The sequence below is a fragment of the Sphingomonas sp. LHG3406-1 genome (assembly GCF_029637485.1).
In the GTDB taxonomy this organism is placed as follows: Bacteria; Pseudomonadota; Alphaproteobacteria; order Sphingomonadales; family Sphingomonadaceae; genus Sphingomicrobium.
On the sequence record NZ_CP069128.1, the window covers coordinates 1,095,265 to 1,114,459 of the forward strand.

Genomic DNA, 19,195 nt, shown 5'->3' on the forward strand with positions numbered 1-19,195 from the left:
TGTTCAAACAGGGTGGTCGCACCCATGCACCAACGGACATAGGAAGTGTTAGAGCCCGGTGCAGCCCGTTTCTCTCCTCAGCCTCGCCACAGCACTTCCGCCGTATCGCGTGTCGCAATCCGAAGCCAAGGCGAAGGCGCGTGAGCTGTTCGCCGGACGCAAGGCCCTGTTCGACCGTCTTGGGGGCGTGTTCGACAATGCCGGGATAGATCAGCGGGCGATCGTCGCGCCAGTCGACTGGTATGCCGGCGATCATGGCTGGGAAGCCCGCAACAGCCTCTACCTCGACGCGTCCGAGCGGCTGTTCGAAGAAGCCGCGCTCGCCGCCATCGCGCGCGCCGGACTAGAGCCCGGCGATGTCGATGGGGTGGTCACCGTATCCACCACCGGCATCGCCACCCCCAGCCTGGAGGCGCGGGTCGGCGGCCGCATCGGCCTTCGCGCCAACGTCCGCCGGGTGCCCGTCTTCGGCCTCGGCTGCGCGGGCGGAATCAGTGGGCTTGCCACCGCCGCGCGCCTCGCCGCTGCCGAGCCCGGAAGCCGCTGGTTGTTCGTCTGCGTCGAGACCTGCTCCATTTCGATCCGGCTCGATACCGACGATCCCGCGGCGCTGGTCGCTACCGCCCTGTTCGGCGATGGTGCGGCGGCCGCCCTGGTGTCGACCGAGGGTGACGGCGTCGGCCACGTCACCGGCGCCGGTGAGCGGCTGTGGCCGGACACGCTCGGGATCATGGGCTGGCGAGTCGAGGACCCTGGCCTTGCCGTCATCTTCGATCGCGCCATTCCGCCCTTCGTCACCGCCGAGCTGGCGGGCGCGGTGGACTCGATCCTCGGCGAACTCGGACTTCAACGCAGCGACATCGACCGGCTCTGCTCCCATCCCGGCGGAGCGAAGGTCGTCACCGCCATCGAACAGGCGCTGGAGCTCGGCGAAGGCAGCCTCGACCTCGAACGCGACGTGCTGCGCGACCATGGCAACATGAGCGCGCCGACGGTGCTGTTCGTGCTCGAGCGGCTGCTGGCGCGCGGCCTGCCAAAGCGCACGCTGATGACGGCCTTTGGCCCCGGCTTCACCTGCTCGGCCCTCAGCCTGGAGCGGGCATGAGCGAGCATCACTGGCCGGCCTACGCCATCCTCTTCTTCGTGCTCCTGCAGCGTTTGTCGGAGCTGGCGATGGCGAGGACCAACACCGCGCGGCTGAAGACGATCGGCGCTCATGAGCACGCCCCCGGCCATTATCCGCTGATCGTCGCGGTCCACACCCTCTGGCTTGCCGCCCTGTTCTGGCTGGCCCCGGGACAGCCGATCCACTGGTCCCTGTTCGCCCTCTTCATCCTGCTGCAGCTTGGCCGCCTGTGGGTGCTGCGGACGCTGGGGCCGCGCTGGACGACCCGGATCATCGTGCTCCCGGGCGCACCCCTGGTCACCGGCGGCCCCTTCCGCTTCGTCCGCCACCCCAATTATCTGGTCGTGGTCGGCGAGATCGCCGTCCTGCCGCTCGTCTTCGGCCTGTGGGGAGTGGCGCTGATCTTTTCCCTGCTCAACGCCATCGTCCTCTTCATCCGCATCCGCGCCGAGGAAGACGCGCTCGGCGGCTAGCGCGGGTAGACGTAGAGGTCGTAGTGTTCGTCGGTCTGCGCCGGCCGTAAGCGGGCGACGAGGCGGGTCTGGCCAAGGAAGCGGGCGCGGCCCTCGGCCGTGATCACCGTGCTGTCCTGGAACATGACCGGATGCACGCCGTCTTCCGTGCGGTCCAGCGGCAGCTGCAGCGCGATGGCGACCGGCCGGCCGGTGCGGCGATGATGCATGGCGGCGTCGGCCAGCATGTCGTCCAGACTGATGACCTTGCGCCCGCTCCGGCTGAACAGTGCGAAGTCGCCGAAGCGCTGCTGCCGCAGCAGCCAGATTGGCTTGTCGCGATAATAGACCAGCGGCTCTCCGAGCATGTCCGGATCGACGATCAGCACCGATTGCCGGAGCTCTGGCCGAGCCTCCATCAGCGCCGCCAGTCGCTGCGCCTGGCCGTAGGGCACCCCCTGCGCGGTCTTGAGCAACGGCTTTCTAGTCAGGGTGAGCGATTGGATTGCGAGAAGGGCGACGAGCAGCCATCCGCCGACCGCCGCGAAAGCGGAGGAACGCCTTGGCGCCCCGCCCTTCCCCTCGGCCGCGACGATCCATGCAAGGGCCAGGACGAACAGGATGAATAGCGCCGCATGGCGGAGGTAGGCGAGATAGATGAAGTAGAAGAACAGCTTCATCATCACGAACACCACCAGCGCGGTGACCAGCGCTCGGCGGTGACGGGCGAAGACGAGCAGGCTTCCAGCAAGCAGCAAGAGGGCGATCCAGGCGCGCTTGCGTTTGATACCAAGGTCACCGGCCATGGTCCGCACGTCGGTCAGCGCGCGAAAGACATCGAACGGACCGTAAGCATGGTCGCCGAGGCCCACCGCAGCATCGTTGAAGGGCGGATAGACCGTAGCGAAGCAGACCAGCGCGCCCACGCCGAGCAGGGCCGCATTGATGAACCACCGCCGCCACCCCGCGCCCGGTGCGCCTTCGAGCAGTTCCAGGCCGCGGTAGAGGAGCAGGCCGCCCGCGACGAACAGGCTCGGCACGTTGGTGTTGGCAAGGAGAAAGAGCAGCAGCCCGAACCACCCGCTGTCCTTCACCCGGCTCCAGCAGGCGGCGATGGTGAAGAGGATCAGCGCCGACAACCCATAATTGCGGGCGACCACCGTATAATCCATGACGAAGAAGGCGCTGAACAGGACCAGCGCCAGCACCAGGGGCCGGAAGGGTGCGCGGAGCGCAAACAGGGCCGCGGCCGCCGCGCCGACGACCACACCGGCAACCGGCAGCACTTCGCGCACGCCGAACAGGTCGTGGCCGGCGCGAAGAAGCAGGTACCAGAGCGCCGGATGTCCCTCGCCGTGGAGGGTGCGAAGCATTTCGCCCCAGCTCGACCCGCTGGTGGCGATGGCGAAGGCACGCGCTTCGTCGCGCCACACGACATGATGAGCGGCAAGCCACAGGACGAGCAGCAGCCACGCCCCGAGCAAGGCGAGCCGCAGCGGCAGCCGGGGCGGGCGCCCGGGTGCGATCAGCGGTTCGCGGAGCAACGACACCGGCCCGCTCAGCGCGGTGCCGTCATCGTTGCGGGCGCGGGCTGCACCGGCTCGCGCGGATAGGCATAGACGTCATATTCCTCGTCCTCCCGCGCGCGCCGGAGCGAGGCGACCGGCCGCGTCGCCGCCTTGAAGCGCGCCACGCTGGCGGGCGTAAGCACGGTGAAGTCGTGGTACATCATGTCGTAGGTGCCGGTCTCGAACCGGTCGAGCGGCAGGCGGAGCGCGATTACCACCGGTCGACCGGTCCGGCGGTACAGGCTGTCGGCCTGCTCCAGCAGGCGGTCGAGGGTCAGCCGCTTGTTGCCGGTAGAAGCGAGCGGGGTCACCGTGCCCAGCCGGTCCTGGCGGATCAGCCAGAACGGCCGGCCGGTCTGGTAGACCACCGATTCACCCATGGTGTCGGGATCGATCATCAGCAGCGAGCCAGCGAACTCGGGCCGGGCGAGGATCTTCGCCAGGTCGGCCGAATGGCCATGCGGGCGGCCCTTCAGCGTACTCTTCAGCGGATAGCGCCAGTAGAGCACGCTCTGCATGACGATCAGCACCACGAAGAACCAGGCACCGAGGAACAGCGCCGTCGGCGGTTGATCCTTCGAACGCTCCCTTGGGTGGACCTTGTCGGCTTCGATCCACGCCAGCGCGATCAACAGGAAGAAGAACAGCGCCGAATGGCGGTAGTGGCCCGGGTAGACGAAGAAGAAGAACAGCTTGAGGCACACCAGGCCGGCGACCGCGGCCGCCAGCGCCTGCGGGCGCCTGACGAACAGAAGCAGGCTCCCGACGAGCACGATCTGGTTCATCATCGACCGTATGCCGAAACCGAGGTCGACGAAGGATCGCACGCTGGTGAACAGCGCCCCGAGGAGGTTCATCGGCGTCAACGGCACCGCATTGGTCGAAGCCGCGGCATCGTTCGCCGGAGGATAGACGGCGATGAAGCAGAGCAAGGCGCCGAGCCCGACCAGCACCGCATTGCCGATCCAGCGCCGCCATTCGGGCGCGCGAAGATCGCGCTGCTCGCTCCACAGTTCGAGCATCCGATAGAGGAAGATCGCGCCGGCCAGGAACACGCTCGGCACGTTGGTATTGGCGAGCAGCAGCAGCAGCACGCCCAGCCAAAGGCTGTCGCGGATCCGCGGCCACTGCCAGGCGATCACCAGCATGATCAGCGCCGCAATGCCGTAGTTGCGGCTCATCACCACATACTCAAAGCCAAGATGCAGGCTGAACAGCAGTCCCGCGATGACCGGCAGGCGGAAGGGCGACCGGAAGGCGAGGGTCGCCGCCGCGGCCACGCCGATGACGAAGCCGGCGGCCGGCAGCACCTCGCGCACGCCGAACAGCGAGTGGCCTGCCTTGAGGATGATGTACCAGAGATAAGGGTGGCCCTCGCCGTGGGCGACGCGGAACATGTCGATCCAGCTGTCGCCCATCAGCATCAGCGAGAAGGCGCGGGCCTCGTCGCGCCAGGGCACATGCTTGCTCGCCAGCCAGGCGGTAACCGCCAGCCAGACGAGGAAGAGCCCCGCCCGTGCCCACCGGTTGGCCGACGGCGGCCGGTCCGACAGCAGGGGCTGCCGGAACCAACGATCCCAACTCTTGATCACCGATTCCCCACTCGCCGCCGCATGCGACCCGCCTGCCCTCTTCCCCAAACGCAACTTTTGTTGCAAGCGTTTACGACCTCTTTAACCTTGCTTGGCAAGAATTCGCCGTGCCCGCGGGGCGACGTCGAGGAGCGCATGTCGTGATCAACGGAATGAAAGTAGCGGTGGTCCTGCCGGCCTATAATGCCGACAAGACGCTGGAGCGAACCTACAACGAGATCGACTTCGCCATCGTCGACGACGTGATCCTGGTCGACGATTGCAGCAAGGACCGCACATCGGCCCTGGCGCGCGAGCTCGGCATCTTCACCGCCACCCACGAGCAGAACAAGGGTTACGGCGGCAACCAGAAGACCTGCTACACCATCGCGCTGGAACGTGGCGCCGACATCGTCATCATGCTCCACCCCGACTACCAGTACAGCCCCAGGCTCGTCCCGGCGATGGCGGGCATGATCGCGTCCGGCCATTATGATGCGGTGTTCGCGTCGCGCATTCTCGGTAACGGCGCGCTGGCCGGCGGCATGCCGCTGTACAAATATGTCGCCAATCGCTGCCTCACCGCCTTCCAGAACTTGCTGATGGGCGCAAAGCTTTCCGAATATCACACCGGCTACCGCGCCTGGAGCCGCAAGGTGCTCGAGGAGCTTCCGCTTCCCGCCTGCTCGGATGATTTCGTGTTCGACAACCAGATGATCGCGCAGACGATGTGGAAGCACTTCCAGATCGGCGAGATCAGCTGCCCGACCCGCTATTTCGAGGAAGCCTCGAGCATCAACTTCCGCCGCAGCTGCACCTACGGCTTCGGCGTGCTCGGCACCGCCTTCCTCTATCGCCTCGCCAAGATGGGCCTCGTCTCCTCGGATCTGTTCGACAGCAAGGAGCGGCTGGTGCCGGTTGCTTCGGCCCAGACGGCGGCGGCGGCGGCGGCTCCGGCCAGGGCGGTCGAGACCGCCTGATGCTTCGTCCCCTGGTGGCGGGGCCGGCCCGCCGCGCCCAGCATCTGCTGGCGCACCCGACCTCGCGCCAGCTGATCCGCTACATCATCGCCGGCCTGCTGGTGACGCAGTTCGCGGCGCTGATCTATTCGGTCCTGGTGCTCCAGCACATCAGCCCCTACCTCGCCAATGTCGGGAGCACCGCCTGCGGCCTCGTCGCCGGCTACACCATCCATAGCCGTTGGAGCTTCAAAGGTGGCCGCAAGGACAGCGAGACTCTCCAGCTCGGCCGCTTCCTCACCGCGTCGGCCGTCGCCTTTGCGATCAACAATTTCTGGATCTGGCTGACGATCAGGCAGTTCGGCCTGCCGCCACTCGCCCCCGTGCCGCTGATGATGGCCGCGACCCCTGTCCTCAGCTTCCTGCTCAACCGCTACTGGGTATTCAAGGCGCACTGATCGGCATTGCGCCGGCGCTTGCTTGCTCCTATAGGCGGGCTTCCTCCTCACATCGCTGATGCTGGCGAGGCTGCCCGGAACTCCGCGGCGGTCCGAGGGGGCTTTGACGTTGGGAGCCGCATGGACGCTAATCTGACCGCATTGATCGAGACCGAGGCGAAGGCGCTCGGATTCGACCTGGTGCGCGTGGCGATGATCGGCGGCAAGACGGACCCGACCCTCCAGGTCATGGCCGAACGCCCCGACACCCGCCAGCTCGACCTGTCCGATTGCGAGGCGCTGTCGCGGCGGCTGTCCGAGCGGCTCGACGCGCTCGAGGCCGAGGGCAACGACCCGATCGAGGGCGGCTACCGTCTCGAGGTCAGCTCGCCCGGCATTGATCGTCCGCTCACCCGCCTGCAGGACTTTGCCGACTGGCAGGGCCATGAGGCACGCCTCAAGCTCGCGCGTGAGGTCGACGGCGCCAAGCAGGTCACCGGCGACCTCCTCGGGCTGGAGGGCGACATGATTCTCGTCGCCGGCTCGCAGGGTACCCGCAAGATCCCGTTCGATGCGATCCATTCGGCCAAGCTGCTGCTGACCGACCGGCTGATCGCCGCCACCCAGCCCCTCTCCGCGCAAGGGGCCGACGAAATCCTTGAAGCGCCCACCGAGGGCGCCGATGACCTTCTCACCCAAGAGGAAGAATAAGACATGGCTACCGCCGCTCCTGCTGCTCCGACGGCCAACAAGGCCGAGTTGCTCGCGATCGCCGACTCGGTCGCGCGCGAGAAGCTGATCGACCGCGGCATCGTCATCGAGGCGATGGAAGACGCCATTCAGCGCGCCGCCCGCGCCCGCTACGGCCAGGAGAATGACATCCGCGCCAAGCTCGATCCGCAGACCGGAGAGCTTCGCCTGTGGCGCGTGCTCGAGGTGATCGAGGGCGACATCGAGGATTATTACAAGCAGGTCGACCTCAAGGGCGCGCAGAAGCTTCAGCCGGGTGCCAGCATCGGCGACTTCATCGTCGACCCCCTGCCCCCGATCGAGTTCGGCCGGATCGCCGCCCAGGCCGCCAAGCAGGTCATCTTCCAGAAGGTCCGCGACGCCGAGCGCGAGCGCCAGTTTGAAGAATTCAAGGATCGCGTCGGCGAAGTCATCACCGGCGTCGTCAAGCGGGTCGAGTTCGGTCACGTGGTCGTCGACCTCGGCCGCGCCGAAGGCGTCATCCGCCGCGACGCGCAGATCCCGCGGGAAATGCACCGTGTCGGGGATCGTGTCCGCAGCCTGATCCTGCGCGTCGCACGCGAGACCCGCGGGCCGCAGATCTTCCTCAGCCGCGCACATCCCGACTTCATGAAGAAGCTGTTCGCGCAGGAAGTGCCGGAAATCTACGACGGCATCATCGAGATCAAGGCCGCCGCCCGCGACCCGGGCAGCCGCGCCAAGATCGGCGTCATCAGCTATGACAGTTCGATCGATCCGGTCGGCGCCTGCGTCGGCATGAAGGGCAGCCGCGTGCAGGCGGTCGTGCAGGAATTGCAGGGCGAGAAGATCGACATCATCCCCTGGTCCGAGGACACGGCGACCTTCGTCGTCAACGCGCTGCAGCCGGCGACCGTCGCCCGCGTGGTCATCGACGAGGAAGAAGGCCGCATCGAGGTGGTGGTCCCCGACGACCAGCTCAGCCTGGCGATCGGCCGCCGCGGCCAGAACGTCCGGCTCGCCAGCCAGCTCACCTCCTCGCAGATCGACATTCTGACCGAGGCCGATGCCAGCGAGAAGCGCCAGCGCGAGTTCATCGAGCGGTCCGAGATGTTCCAGAACGAGCTGGACGTCGACGAGACCCTTGCCCAGCTGCTGGTCGCCGAAGGCTTCACCAGCCTCGAGGAAGTCGCCTACGTCGAAACCGACGAGATCGCCTCGATCGAGGGCCTCGACGACGACATCGCCGGCGAGCTTCAGAGTCGTGCCGGCGAGGCGCTCGAGCGCCGCGAGGCCGCCGCCCGCGAGGAACGCCGCGGGCTCGGCGTCGAGGACGCGCTGGCCGAGCTTCCGCACCTCACCGAGCAGATGCTGGTGACGCTCGGCAAGGCCAGCATCCGCACGCTCGACGACCTCGCCGACCTTGCTACGGACGAGCTCGTCCAGAAGAAGCGGCCCGAGCCGCGCCGACGCGCCGAGAACGCGCCGCAGCGCGAGCAGGACAAGGGCGGCATCTTGGCCGAGTATGGCCTGTCGGAAGAGCAGGGCAACGAGATCATCATGGCCGCCCGCGCCCACTGGTTCGAGGACGAGGAAGGCGCTTCCAGCGAGGAGGCCGTCGATGCGGAAACCTCGCAATGAGCCGCTAGCGGACCCTTCTTCTCCCCTCCCGTCCGCGGGACGGGCCGGGGGAGAGCTTGTCGGCGCTCCATCGGACGGGGACGAGCCCTCCCCTGACCTCTCCCGCCAGCGGGAGAGGGACGATCCCCAGCGCACCTGCATCCTCAGCCGCAGGACCGCCGACAAGGCGGCGCTGATCCGCCTCGTCCTCGGCCCCGACGGCCAGGTCCACCCGGACGTGCGCGCCAAGGCGCCCGGCCGCGGCGCCTGGATCGGGGTCACCCGCGCCGAGCTCGAAACGGCACTCGCCAAGGGCAAGCTCAAGGGCGCGCTCGCCCGCGCCTTCCGGACTCAGGCGATGGAGATCGCGCCCGACCTGCCCGAGCGCATCGAGCAGGCATTGTCCCGCGCCGCGCTCGACCGGCTCGGCATGGAGGCGCGCTCCGGCACGCTGATCAACGGCGCCGACCGGGTCGAGCAGGCGGCACGGATGGGCAAGGTCCGCCTCCTCCTCCATGCCGCCGACGCGGGTTCCGACGGGCGCCGCAAGCTCGATCAGGCATGGCGGGTCGGCGGGTCGGAAGAGATTGGTCACCGGCATGGGTTGGAAATCCCCGCTTCCCGCACCATCTTGAGCATGGCGCTCGGACGCGAAAATGTGGTACATGCCGCGCTGACCGATCAGGGAGCGGCCGCGCGCGTGCTTGCAGCACTGACCCGCTGGCGTGCTTTCATTGTAGGACCTGCTGGGCTAGGCCGCGGCGATGACGCCGTCGGTCATGGCACGGCTGACGACGAATAAAGTAAAGGATTTTATGAGCGACCAGACCGACAAGCCGAAGCTGGGTACCCGGCCGCCGCTGGGCATCAAGCGTACGGTTGAGACTGGCAAGGTCAAGCAGAGCTTCAGCCATGGCCGGTCGAACACGGTTGTGGTCGAGGTCAAGAAGCGCCGCATCCTCGGCCGGCCGGGCGAGGCGCCCGCTGCTGCGCCCGAGCCTGAAGCCGTGGCCCCTGCCCCGGCTCCGGTCAGCGCGCCGGCGCCCGCTCCTGCCGCCGCGCCGCGCCGGTCGCCGGCCGACGACATCGCCGCCCGCAAGGAAGAAACGGCGCGCCGCATGCGCGAGGCCGAGGAAGCGCGCATGGCCGCGCTCGAGGACGCTCGCCGCCGCGAGGAGCAGGCCAAGGTCAATGCGACCGAGGACGAGAAGAAGCGCGCCGAGGACAAGCGCAAGGCCGAGGAAGAGGCCGCCCGCAAGGCCGAGGAAGACGCCAAGCGCCGGATCGAGGAAGAAGCGCGCGCTGCCGAAGAGGCCGCCGCCGCTGCCGCCGCCACTCCGGAGCCTGCTCCTGCGCCCGTGACCGAGGCTCCTGCCCCGGCCGCGCCGCGCACCGTCGCTGCCCGCCCTGGCCAGATGTTCCAGCCGGTCCGCCGTGCACCCCCGCCACCGCCGCGTCCTGCCGCTGCCGCTCCCGCGGCGCCGGCTGCGCCCGCTCCGCCGGGTGGCGCTCCGTCCGGCGGCGCTCCGTCGGGTGGGGCTCCGTCGAGCCCGCGCCGGCCAGAGCCTGCGCGTCCTGCCCGTCCCGGCTCCCGCGGGGACGATCGCCGTCACTCGGGCAAGCTCACCGTCACCCGAGCGCTTGCCGGCGACGACGACCGTTCGCGCAGCCTCGCCGCCCTCCGCCGTGCCCGCGAGAAGGAAAAGCGCGCCTACCAGCAGTCCGGCCCGCGCGAGAAGCAGGTTCGCGACGTGGTCGTCCCGGAAAGCATCACCGTCGGCGAGCTCGCCAACCGCATGGCCGAAAAGGCCGCGGACCTGGTGAAGGCTTTGTTCAAGATGGGCACGCCCGTCACCGTCAACCAGGTCATCGACCAGGATACGGCGGAACTGCTCGTCACCGAGTTCGGCCACACGATCAAGCGCGTCAGCGAAAGCGACGTCGACATCGACACGGCCGCCGACGTCGATGCCGATGAGACCCTGCGGCCACGTCCGCCGGTGGTCACCATCATGGGCCACGTCGATCACGGCAAGACGTCGCTGCTCGACGCGATCCGCGGTGCCAAGGTCGCCTCTGGCGAAGCGGGCGGCATCACCCAGCACATCGGCGCCTATCAGGTTAAGGTGGCGGGCGGAAACGAAGTCACCTTCCTCGATACGCCGGGCCACGAAGCCTTCACGGAGATGCGTGCCCGCGGCGCCAACGTCACCGACATCGTTGTCCTGGTGGTGGCGGCCGACGACGGCCTTCGCCCGCAGACCGTCGAGGCGATCAACCACACCAAGGCGGCGGGCGTGCCGATGATCGTGGCGATCAACAAGATCGACAAGCCGGAGGCCAAGGCGCAGCGTGTCCGCGAGGAACTGCTCCAGCACGAGATCGTGGTCGAGCAGCTGGGCGGCGACGTCCAGGACGTCGAGGTCTCGGCGCTCAAGGGCACCAACCTCGACGGCCTTCTCGACGCCATCGCGCTGCAGGCCGAGATCCTCGAACTCAAGGCCAATCCCGACCGCGCCGCCGAAGGCACGGTGATCGAGGCCAAGCTCGACAAGGGCCGCGGTCCACTCGCAACCGTGCTGGTCCAGCGTGGCACGCTCCGGGTCGGCGACGTGTTCGTCGTCGGCGCCGCGAGCGGCAAGGTGCGTGCGATGATCGACGACCATGGCCGCCAGATCAAGGAAGCCGGACCGTCGATGCCGGTCGAGGTCCTTGGCCTCGCCTCGGTGCCGAGTGCCGGTGACCAGCTCACGGTGGTCGAGAATGAGGCGCGCGCCCGTGAAGTCGCCGCCTATCGCCAGGGCGTGCTCGACCGCAAGCGGACTACCGCCGCGCCGATGAGCCTCGAGAACATGTTTGCCAATCGCGCTTCCACAACCATCGAATTCCCGCTGGTCGTGAAGGCCGACGTGCAGGGCTCGACCGAGGCGATCGTCAACGCGCTGAACCGCCTGTCTACCGACGAGATCAAGGTCCGCATCCTCCACTCGGGGGTGGGCGCGATCACCGAGAGCGACGTGACCCTGGCATCGGCCACCGGAGCGCCGATCATCGGCTTCAACGTCCGTCCGAACGCCAAGGCGCGCGAGGTCGCGGCGCGGAACAAGACCGAGCTTCGCTACTATGACGTCATCTATCACCTGACCGACTGGGCCAGGGAGGCGATGGCCGGCAATCTCGGTCCCGAGATCATCGAGACCGTCGTCGGCCGTGCCCGTGTCCAGGAAGTCTTCCCGGCTGGCAAGCGCGACAAGGCCGCGGGTCTGCTGGTGCTCGAGGGCGTCATCCGCAAGGGCCTCCACGCCCGCCTCACCCGCGAGGACGTCATCGTCTCCAAGACGACCATCAGCTCGCTCCGGCGCTTCAAGGACGACGTGGCCCAGGTCATCGCCGGACTCGAGTGCGGCGTGCTGCTGGCCGACACCAACGACATCAAGGCTGGCGACCAGCTCGAGGTGTTCGAGGTCGAGGAACGCGCCCGGACGCTGTAGTCATCTCCCCCCTCCCGCTCGCGGGAGGGGCCGGGGGAGGGCTCGTAGGGGACGGCATCGACATGCCCTCCCCCACCCCTCCCGCAAGCGGGAGGGGAGTTTAGGATGAAGAAGACCGAATCCGCCGAAGGCCGCTCCGTTCGCCTGCTTCGCGTGGGCGAGCAGGTGCGTCATGTGCTGAGCGAGTTGCTGGCCCGCGGCGACGTCCATGACGAGACGCTGCAGAGCCATCTCGTCAGCGTCACCGAAGTGCGGATGAGCCCGGACCTTCGCCACGCGACCGTATTCGTGAAGCCGCTGCTCGGCCAGGACGAGGATGTGGTCCTGAAGGCGCTTCGCACCAATACCGCCTTCCTCCAGAGCGAGGTCGCGCGGCGGGTGAACACCAAATATGCCGCCAAGCTCAAGTTCCTCGCCGACGAAAGCTTCGACGAAGGCGGCAAGATCGACGCCATCCTGCGCACCGCGCATGTCAAGCAGGACCTCGGCGAGAGCTAGGGACGATGCTGCTGGCACTCCTCGTGCTTGCCCAGGCCAGCTCTCCACCCAATCCCGTCGGAGCAGCGGAAAAGCTGGTTCCGCCCGGCTGGACGATCGTCTCGCAAGCCAGGGGCGACCTCAATGGCGATCGTATCCCCGACGCCGCGATAGCCATCTGGCCGTCGCGCCATGCTGCCGGCGCGGCGGCGTCATATGCAGCCGGCGCGCCACCTTACCGATTATTGGTCGGGTTCGGGCTCCCCCGCGGAGCGGTCAGGATTGCGGCGGACGAGCGCCGACTGATCGAAGCGCCGGGCACGTCGAACGGGTCTGCCGGCCGCCTTACGCCGGACGGCATCACCATCAGCCGCGGCAATCTCGAGATTCGGCGCGACCTCCTGCGGGGTCATTATCTCTATCGTTTTCGCTGGGACGCAGGTCAGTTCCGCCTGATCGGCTATGATTACACTGGATCCGATGGTCATTGCGTGACGGAGAGCAGCATCGATTACCTGCTCGGACGCGCCCGCTATGCCACCGGTCCGATCGACGAGAGCAGGCCGGTAAGGCGCAAGGAACTTACGCTCCGGCGCGGGGCTATCCCGACGATGAAGGATGTAGCAGGTGAAGCATGGTATCCTGACGCAGCCGTCGTCGGCACGCCACCCGCGTGTGAACTTGGCTGACCTCGCGGCGCCGATGGAGGGCGAGAAATGCTCGGCGCTACCCTTCGCGGAGGAGCATCGCGCGGCGCTCAGGGCAGCCTGCGCCGAAGACCCTGAATTGTGGCCGATCTACGCGCTCAGCTTCGATCCCGAGCATTTCGACGCCAGCCTCGACCACTGGCTGGCGAGGCCGGACATGCACGTCTTCGTGCTGTTCGAAGGCGACGAGGTGGCGGGGATGTCGAGCTTCCTCGCCATCGACCAGGAGCGCGGCGCGCTGGAAATGGGCGGCTCCTACTACCGCCCCCACTTTCGCGGCACCGGCTTCAACTGGCGGGTAAAGGACATGTTCTTGCGGCGGGCGTTCGGCTGCGGCTTCCGCCGGGTGGAGTTTCGCGTGGACAGCCGCAACAAGCGGAGCCTGGCGGCGATGGCCAAGATTGGCGGCGTCTGCGAAGCCATCCTGCGGGCCGAGCGGATTACCTGGACGGGTCACGTCCGCGACACGGTCCTGTTCTCGATACTCAAGGATGAGTGGCCTAACGCCACCAGCCTCCGGCGCCGGGTCGGACCGGACATGTCCTTGCCGCCGCCCGACGAGCCCAGCAAGTCACGCTGAAGCCGCGACGCTGTCGGTTGGACCCCGGCATGCGCCGGGGTACAAGGCCGTCCATGGCGAAGCTCTACTTCTACTATGCGGCGATGAATGCGGGAAAATCGACGACCCTGCTCCAGGCCGACTTCAACTATCGCGAGCGCGGCATGGAAACCATGCTGTGGACCGCCGCGCTCGACGATCGCGCCGGTGCGGGGCGGATCGCCTCCCGGCTCGACATCGGCGCCGACGCCCATGCCTTCGACCAGGCGACGGACCTGTTCGAGACCGTCGGCGCGGAGCTCAACCGGCGGCGGCTCAACTGCGTGCTGGTGGACGAGGCCCAGTTCCTGACCGAATCGCAGGTGCTGCAGCTGTGCCGGCTGGCCGACGAGATGGAAGTGCCGGTCCTCTGCTATGGCCTGCGGACCGATTTCCAGGGCCAGCTCTTCCCCGGCAGCGCGGCGTTGCTGGCGCTTGCCGATGCCCTGGTCGAGCTCAAGGCCGTGTGCGAATGCGGGCGCAAGGCGACCATGAACCTGCGGGTCGATGGCGAAGGCCGAGCGGTGGCGCAGGGAGCGCAGACCGAGATCGGCGGCAACGACCGCTATGTCGCCATGTGCCGCCGCCATTTCTTCGCCCGGCTGCGCGCCGCGGACGAAGGTCAGTCGTCGTCCTCGTCTTCCTCCGCACCGAGGCTCGACCCGTAGTTCCACCACAGCAGCGCGCTTCCGCCGGTTCCGGCGATCCGCGCCGCCGCCGACGCGAAGACGAGCGTCGCCGGTTCGCGCGCGACGAACAGGAAAAAGGCCATGATTCCCGTGGCGACGGCGGTCAGGACGAACATGCCGCCGCGGTGGCGCGGGATCATCCGGCTGACCTTGGCATCCATTCGCGCACCCCGCCCGGTGCGGGCGATCAACGTGCCGAGCGGCCCGAGCAGTCCGGCGAGCACCGATTTCGCCATGCGGTAGGTCAACCGCCGGCGGGCGCTCGATTCCGTCCGGCCGGCCACCTCGGCAAAGGCGAGCGGCTCGGGGTCGGGCTCCAGCGCGTCGGGCCGTGGCCTGCCGAAGAACAGGGTCGCCAGCAGCCCGCCATAGTCGCGTGCGGCGAGCGCCGCCGCCGCTTCCCACCAATTGCCACCGAACTGCCAGACCAGAGCCGCACCGACGATCGAGGTCAGCGCGGCGCCAAGCCGCCACGGCGCCTCGCGGTCGCGGGCGGCGGCGAGAACACCGCCGGGGTGCTTGGCCGGAATGCCGAAGGCCAGCACCGCGACCATCACCGCCGCCGCCGTCATGCCGCGCCAATAGAGGAAGGCGGCGAGGCCGAGCGCGACGAGGACTCCAGCAAGCGCCACCAGCAGGTCGATTCTCAGCGCACGACGACGGGAGATGGCGAACGCCTCGGGCGCGCCGATCCGCCGGATCAGGGTCCCGGTCATCTCCAGGGCGCACAGGTTCCGCACTGCCTGCACGAAGGTGTAGGCCGCGAACAGGCGGATGGCATCGGCATGGCCGAGCGCCAATCCAAGCATTGCCCAGGTCCCGATCATGGCGGCGAGCGGCACATATTCCCGCACCGTCAGCCGACGCACGAGCGGGTGGGTGACGGCGCGCTTCAGCACTCTTGCTTGTGTCCCCGCTCCCATTCCGCCTCGCGGCGCGCTAGGCGACCAGCCTATGACGTCCCCGCCCCCTCTCGTCCACCGTTCGGGCTGGATCATCCTCGACAAGCCGCTCGGCCTCGGCTCCACCCAGGCGGTGAGCGCCGTCAAACGTGCGCTTCGCACCGCCGGCATACCGAAGACTCGCGTCGGGCATGGCGGCACGCTGGATCCGCTTGCGACCGGAGTCCTCCCCATCGCGCTCGGCGAGGCGACCAAGCTCGCCGGCCGGATGCTCGACGCGACCAAGGTCTATGACTTTACCATCCGCTTCGGGGTGCAGACGGACACGCTCGACCGCGAAGGCGCGGTGGTGGCCGAAAGCCCGCACCGGCCGACCCTGGCCGAGGTGGAGGCAATCCTTCCCCGCTTCACCGGCGAGATCGAGCAGGTGCCGCCCGCCTATTCGGCCCTGAAGGTCGACGGCCAGCGCGCCTACGACCTCGCCCGCGCCGGCGAGGAGGTGGCGCTGAACAGCCGGCGCGTGACGATCCATGAACTTGCGATCGCGCCAGTGCGCAGTGATGGGGAGGTCGAGTCCGTCACCCTCTCCGCCACCGTCTCCAAGGGTACCTACATCCGCTCCCTGGCGCGGGATATCGCGCAGGCGCTCGGAACGGTCGGGCATGTCACCATGCTGCGCCGGACCAAGGCCGGGCCGTTTGCGCTCGATCAGGCGATATCGCTGGACTTTCTGGACCAATGCGCTAAGGGCGGCTCGCTCGACGGGGCATTACTGCCATTGCAAGCAGGGCTGGACGACATCCCGGCCTTTCCCGTCACCCCCGATGAAGCCCGCATGCTCCGGTTCGGACAGCGGCTTTCGCGGGTTCCGCCGCGAAGCGGTCTCCACCTCGCCGTCGATGGGCTTACCCCCGTCGCCCTGGTCGAAGGGGACCGGATCGTGCGCGGGTTCAACCTTCAGGAACAGGAGTAACACGATGTCGATCACTGCAGAGCGCAAGGCCGAGCTGATCAGCGAATATCGCCGCGACGAGAATGACACCGGGTCGCCGGAAGTCCAGGTCGCCATCCTCACCAGCCGAATCCAGACGCTGACCGACCATTTCAAGAGCCACGCCAAGGACAATCACAGCCGGCGCGGCCTCCTGATGATGGTCAACAAGCGCCGCTCGCTCCTCGCCTACCTCAAGAAGGAAGACGCGCAGCGCTACACCGACCTCATCGGTCGCCTCGGTCTCCGCAAGTAACCAGTTTCGAAGGGCGCCCAAGCGGCGCCCTTCGCGTATCGGACATCCCGCAATCCGGCGGGGCGTTCAGGGGCTGAAACGAACGCCTCGACCGCTGGCAGGCCGGATCGCCCGCCAAATGCTGAACCCGTCCGCATCCGGCGGCGGGACGAAGGAAATTCAATGTTCAACATCAATACCGTAGAAGTCGATCTCGGCGGCAAGACGCTGAAGCTCGAGACCGGCCGCATCGCCCGCCAGGCCGACGGCGCCGTTCTCGCCACCATGGGCGAAACCGTCGTCCTCTGCGCCGTCACCGCCGCCAAGAGCGTCAAGCCCGGCCAAGACTTCTTCCCGCTGACCGTCCACTACCAGGAGAAGTTCTCCGCTGCCGGGCGTATCCCGGGCGGCTTCTTCAAGCGCGAGCGCGGCGCGACTGAGAAGGAGACGCTGACCAGCCGTCTCATCGACCGTCCGATCCGCCCGCTCTTCCCCGAGGGCTTCTACAACGAAGTGCTCGTCATCGCGCAGGTCCTCTCCTACGACGGCGAGAATGAGCCGGACGTGGTCGCCATGTGCGCCGCCTCGGCCGCCTTGACCCTGTCCGGCGTGCCCTTCATGGGCCCGATCGGTGCCGCCCGCGTCGGCTACATCGGCGGCGAATATGTGCTCAACCCGAGCCCTGAGCAGATCAAGGAAAGCGACCTCGACCTGGTCGTCGCCGCCACCGGCGGCGCCGTCATGATGGTCGAATCTGAAGCCAAGGAGCTTTCGGAAGAGGTCATGCTCGGCGCGATCACCTTCGCGCACGACGCCAGCCGCAAGGTGGTCAACGCCATCTGCGACCTCGCCGAAAAGGCCGCCAAGGACCCGTGGGAACTCGACCTTATCGACGACAAGTCGGCGACGCTCGCCAAGCTGCGCGACGTCATCGGTGCCGACCTTGCTGAAGCCTACAAGCTTACGGCCAAGCAGGACCGCCAGAACGCGATCAACGAGGCCCGCGCCAAGGCGCGCGTGGCGTTCAAGGACCTCGAGGAGTCGGATCCCGCCCAGTATCTCGCCACCTTGAAGCTGGTGAAGAAGCTTGAGGCCGACGTCGTCCGCAGCGCCATCCTCGACGAGGGCCGCCGCATCGACGGCCGCGACACCAAGACCGTTCGTCCGATCGAGGCAATGGTCGGCTTCCTGCCGCGCACCCATGGTTCGGCTTTGTTCACCCGCGGCGAGACGCAGGCGATCTGCACCACCACGCTCGGCACCAAGGACGCCGAGCAGATGATCGATGGCCTGGAGGGTCTCTCCTACCAGCGCTTCATGCTGCACTATAACTTCCCGCCCTATTCGGTCGGTGAAGTCGGCCGCTTCGGCGCCCCGGGCCGCCGCGAAGTCGGTCACGGCAAGCTCGCCTGGCGCGCGCTCCACCCGATGCTCCCGAGCAGCGAGGAGTTCCCCTACACCATCCGTGTCTTGAGCGACATCACCGAGAGCAACGGCTCCTCGTCGATGGCCACCGTCTGCGGCGGCTCGCTCAGCATGATGGACGCCGGCGTTCCCCTGAAGCGTCCGGTCGCCGGCATCGCCATGGGCCTGATCCTCGAGGGCGAGAAGTTCGCCGTCATCAGCGACATCCTCGGCGACGAGGATCACCTCGGCGACATGGACTTCAAGGTCGCCGGCACCGAGGAGGGCATCACCTCGCTCCAGATGGACATCAAGGTCGCCGGCATCACGCCGGAGATCATGAAGGTCGCGATGGCGCAGGCCAAGGACGGTCGCGCGCACATCCTCGGCGAGATGGCCAAGGCGCTCGACAGCACGCGCGGCGAGCTTTCCGCCCACGCGCCGCGCATCGAGACCATGCAGATCCCGAAGGATAAGATCCGCGAAGTGATCGGCACCGGCGGCAAGGTGATCCGCGAGATCGTCGCCACCACCGGCGCCAAGGTCGACATCGACGACGAGGGCCTGATCAAGATCAGCTCGTCCGACGTGAAGCAGATCGAAGCCGCCCGCGCCTGGATCCAGGGCATCACCCAGGAGCCGGAGCCCGGCACCATCTACACCGGCAAGGTCGCCAGCATCGTTGATTTCGGCGCGTTCGTGACCTTCATGCCCGGCAAGGATGGCCTGGTGCACGTCTCGGAGATCAAGAACGAGCGCGTGGAGAACGTCCGCGACGTCCTGACCGAAGGCCAGGAAGTCAAGGTCAAGCTGCTCGAGGTCGACAATCGCGGCAAGGTCCGCCTGTCGATGCGTGTCGTCGACCAGGAGACCGGCGCCGAGCTGGAGGACACCCGTCCCCCGCGCGAGCCGCGTGAAGGCGGCGACCGTGGTCCGCGCGGTGATCGTGGCGATCGTGGGGGCCGTGACGGCGACCGCCGCCGCGAGGGCCGTGGCCCGCGCCGCGAAGGCGGCGACCGCGATCGCGGTCCGCGCGGCGAAGGCCGTGGCGACCGCGGTGATCGTGGCCCGCGCCGCGATCGTGACGGCGGTGGACGTGACGACAACGGCCCCGCGCCCGAGTTCGCCCCGGCCTTTCTGACGGGCGGCAGCAGCAACGACGACTAAGCAACAGCTGGTCCGATGAATGCAAAGGCCTCGCAGGGCGACCTGCGGGGCCTTTGTCTTGGTCGGCTCCCTCCGTTGCAAGTCGGCGAGCGG

The 19,195-nt window shown here is 67.7% G+C and carries 18 protein-coding genes; 15 read left to right on the forward strand and 3 right to left on the reverse strand.

The window, feature by feature from the left end:
* The first annotated feature begins 109 nt into the window (after window positions 1-109).
* Window positions 110-1,105, forward strand: coding sequence for a type III polyketide synthase (locus JOY29_RS05265; protein WP_300975141.1), 996 nt, complete (start codon window positions 110-112; stop codon window positions 1,103-1,105).
* Window positions 1,102-1,599, forward strand: a complete 498-nt coding sequence (locus tag JOY29_RS05270; RefSeq protein ID WP_300975142.1) for an isoprenylcysteine carboxylmethyltransferase family protein — start codon at window positions 1,102-1,104, stop codon at window positions 1,597-1,599. The genes JOY29_RS05265 and JOY29_RS05270 overlap by 4 nt, the downstream gene beginning before the upstream one ends.
* Here the strand turns inward: JOY29_RS05270 and JOY29_RS05275 are convergent.
* Both JOY29_RS05275 and JOY29_RS05280 read right to left on the reverse strand, forming a co-directional pair.
* Entirely contained in the window at window positions 1,596-3,122 is a 1,527-nt protein-coding gene (locus JOY29_RS05275; RefSeq protein ID WP_300975143.1) for a hypothetical protein, read from the reverse strand. The genes JOY29_RS05270 and JOY29_RS05275 overlap by 4 nt on opposite strands.
* A 14-nt stretch (window positions 3,123-3,136) precedes the next feature.
* The gene (locus tag JOY29_RS05280) at window positions 3,137-4,738 is read right to left on the reverse strand and encodes a hypothetical protein (RefSeq protein ID WP_300975144.1); all 1,602 of its coding nucleotides are present in this window, start codon (window positions 4,736-4,738) and stop codon (window positions 3,137-3,139) included.
* Between the two features lie 140 nt (window positions 4,739-4,878).
* On the opposite strand from JOY29_RS05280, the gene JOY29_RS05285 reads away from it, so the two are divergent.
* From JOY29_RS05285 to JOY29_RS05330, 10 genes are all read left to right on the forward strand, one after another.
* Window positions 4,879-5,697 (forward strand): glycosyltransferase family 2 protein, encoded by an 819-nt coding sequence (locus JOY29_RS05285; protein WP_300975145.1) that lies wholly within the window; start codon window positions 4,879-4,881, stop codon window positions 5,695-5,697.
* Window positions 5,697-6,134, forward strand: a complete 438-nt coding sequence (locus JOY29_RS05290; protein WP_300975146.1) for a GtrA family protein — start codon at window positions 5,697-5,699, stop codon at window positions 6,132-6,134. The genes JOY29_RS05285 and JOY29_RS05290 overlap by 1 nt, the downstream gene beginning before the upstream one ends.
* Window positions 6,135-6,254: 120 nt before the next feature.
* Window positions 6,255-6,824: a ribosome maturation protein RimP gene (gene rimP / locus JOY29_RS05295; RefSeq protein WP_300975147.1), complete on the forward strand. Its 570-nt coding sequence runs from the start codon at window positions 6,255-6,257 to the stop codon at window positions 6,822-6,824.
* Window positions 6,825-6,827: 3 nt separating this feature from the next.
* On the forward strand, window positions 6,828-8,462 hold the full coding sequence (nusA, locus tag JOY29_RS05300) for a transcription termination factor NusA (RefSeq protein WP_300975148.1): 1,635 nt from the start codon (window positions 6,828-6,830) through the stop codon (window positions 8,460-8,462).
* The gene (locus tag JOY29_RS05305; RefSeq protein WP_300975149.1) at window positions 8,443-9,243 is read left to right on the forward strand and encodes a DUF448 domain-containing protein; all 801 of its coding nucleotides are present in this window, start codon (window positions 8,443-8,445) and stop codon (window positions 9,241-9,243) included. Before nusA ends, JOY29_RS05305 begins: the two co-directional genes overlap by 20 nt.
* Before the next feature lie 13 nt (window positions 9,244-9,256).
* Window positions 9,257-11,932 carry a translation initiation factor IF-2 gene (infB, locus tag JOY29_RS05310; protein WP_300975150.1) on the forward strand — a complete coding sequence of 892 codons (2,676 nt, stop codon included), beginning with the start codon at window positions 9,257-9,259 and terminating at the stop codon, window positions 11,930-11,932.
* Between the two features lie 105 nt (window positions 11,933-12,037).
* Window positions 12,038-12,430 (forward strand): 30S ribosome-binding factor RbfA, encoded by a 393-nt coding sequence (gene rbfA / locus JOY29_RS05315; RefSeq protein WP_300975151.1) that lies wholly within the window; start codon window positions 12,038-12,040, stop codon window positions 12,428-12,430.
* A 5-nt stretch (window positions 12,431-12,435) separates the two neighbouring features.
* Entirely contained in the window at window positions 12,436-13,098 is a 663-nt protein-coding gene (locus JOY29_RS05320; RefSeq protein ID WP_300975152.1) for a hypothetical protein, read from the forward strand.
* On the forward strand, window positions 13,091-13,696 hold the full coding sequence (locus JOY29_RS05325; RefSeq protein ID WP_300975153.1) for a GNAT family protein: 606 nt from the start codon (window positions 13,091-13,093) through the stop codon (window positions 13,694-13,696). The genes JOY29_RS05320 and JOY29_RS05325 overlap by 8 nt, the downstream gene beginning before the upstream one ends.
* A 53-nt stretch (window positions 13,697-13,749) precedes the next feature.
* The gene (locus JOY29_RS05330) at window positions 13,750-14,382 is read left to right on the forward strand and encodes a thymidine kinase (protein WP_300975154.1); all 633 of its coding nucleotides are present in this window, start codon (window positions 13,750-13,752) and stop codon (window positions 14,380-14,382) included.
* Here the strand turns inward: JOY29_RS05330 and JOY29_RS05335 are convergent.
* Window positions 14,337-15,302 (reverse strand): hypothetical protein, encoded by a 966-nt coding sequence (locus tag JOY29_RS05335; RefSeq protein ID WP_300975155.1) that lies wholly within the window; start codon window positions 15,300-15,302, stop codon window positions 14,337-14,339. The two genes, JOY29_RS05330 and JOY29_RS05335, sit on opposite strands and share 46 nt — an antisense overlap.
* A 55-nt stretch (window positions 15,303-15,357) precedes the next feature.
* Between JOY29_RS05335 and truB the strand changes: the two genes are divergently transcribed.
* From truB to pnp, 3 genes are all read left to right on the forward strand, one after another.
* The gene (gene truB, locus JOY29_RS05340) at window positions 15,358-16,278 is read left to right on the forward strand and encodes a tRNA pseudouridine(55) synthase TruB (RefSeq protein ID WP_300975156.1); all 921 of its coding nucleotides are present in this window, start codon (window positions 15,358-15,360) and stop codon (window positions 16,276-16,278) included.
* Between the two features lie 4 nt (window positions 16,279-16,282).
* Window positions 16,283-16,552 carry a 30S ribosomal protein S15 gene (rpsO, locus tag JOY29_RS05345; RefSeq protein WP_300975157.1) on the forward strand — a complete coding sequence of 90 codons (270 nt, stop codon included), beginning with the start codon at window positions 16,283-16,285 and terminating at the stop codon, window positions 16,550-16,552.
* 162 nt (window positions 16,553-16,714) lie between these two features.
* Window positions 16,715-19,102 carry a polyribonucleotide nucleotidyltransferase gene (pnp, locus tag JOY29_RS05350; RefSeq protein ID WP_300975158.1) on the forward strand — a complete coding sequence of 796 codons (2,388 nt, stop codon included), beginning with the start codon at window positions 16,715-16,717 and terminating at the stop codon, window positions 19,100-19,102.
* The last annotated feature ends 93 nt before the right edge of the window (window positions 19,103-19,195 follow it).

Bases quoted from the DNA above. Each gene is read 5' to 3' on its own strand.
- rpsO (WP_300975157.1), top strand. From the start codon at position 16,283: ATGTCGATCACTGCAGAGCGCAAGGCCGAGCTGATCAGCGAATATCGC.
- infB (WP_300975150.1), top strand. From the start codon at position 9,257: ATGAGCGACCAGACCGACAAGCCGAAGCTGGGTACCCGGCCGCCGCTG.
- rimP (WP_300975147.1), top strand. From the start codon at position 6,255: ATGGACGCTAATCTGACCGCATTGATCGAGACCGAGGCGAAGGCGCTC.
- JOY29_RS05290 (WP_300975146.1), top strand. From the start codon at position 5,697: ATGCTTCGTCCCCTGGTGGCGGGGCCGGCCCGCCGCGCCCAGCATCTG.
- pnp (WP_300975158.1), top strand. From the start codon at position 16,715: ATGTTCAACATCAATACCGTAGAAGTCGATCTCGGCGGCAAGACGCTG.
- rbfA (WP_300975151.1), top strand. From the start codon at position 12,038: ATGAAGAAGACCGAATCCGCCGAAGGCCGCTCCGTTCGCCTGCTTCGC.
- JOY29_RS05320 (WP_300975152.1), top strand. From the start codon at position 12,436: ATGCTGCTGGCACTCCTCGTGCTTGCCCAGGCCAGCTCTCCACCCAAT.
- nusA (WP_300975148.1), top strand. From the start codon at position 6,828: ATGGCTACCGCCGCTCCTGCTGCTCCGACGGCCAACAAGGCCGAGTTG.
- truB (WP_300975156.1), top strand. From the start codon at position 15,358: ATGACGTCCCCGCCCCCTCTCGTCCACCGTTCGGGCTGGATCATCCTC.
- JOY29_RS05330 (WP_300975154.1), top strand. From the start codon at position 13,750: ATGGCGAAGCTCTACTTCTACTATGCGGCGATGAATGCGGGAAAATCG.
- JOY29_RS05305 (WP_300975149.1), top strand. From the start codon at position 8,443: ATGCGGAAACCTCGCAATGAGCCGCTAGCGGACCCTTCTTCTCCCCTC.
- JOY29_RS05270 (WP_300975142.1), top strand. From the start codon at position 1,102: ATGAGCGAGCATCACTGGCCGGCCTACGCCATCCTCTTCTTCGTGCTC.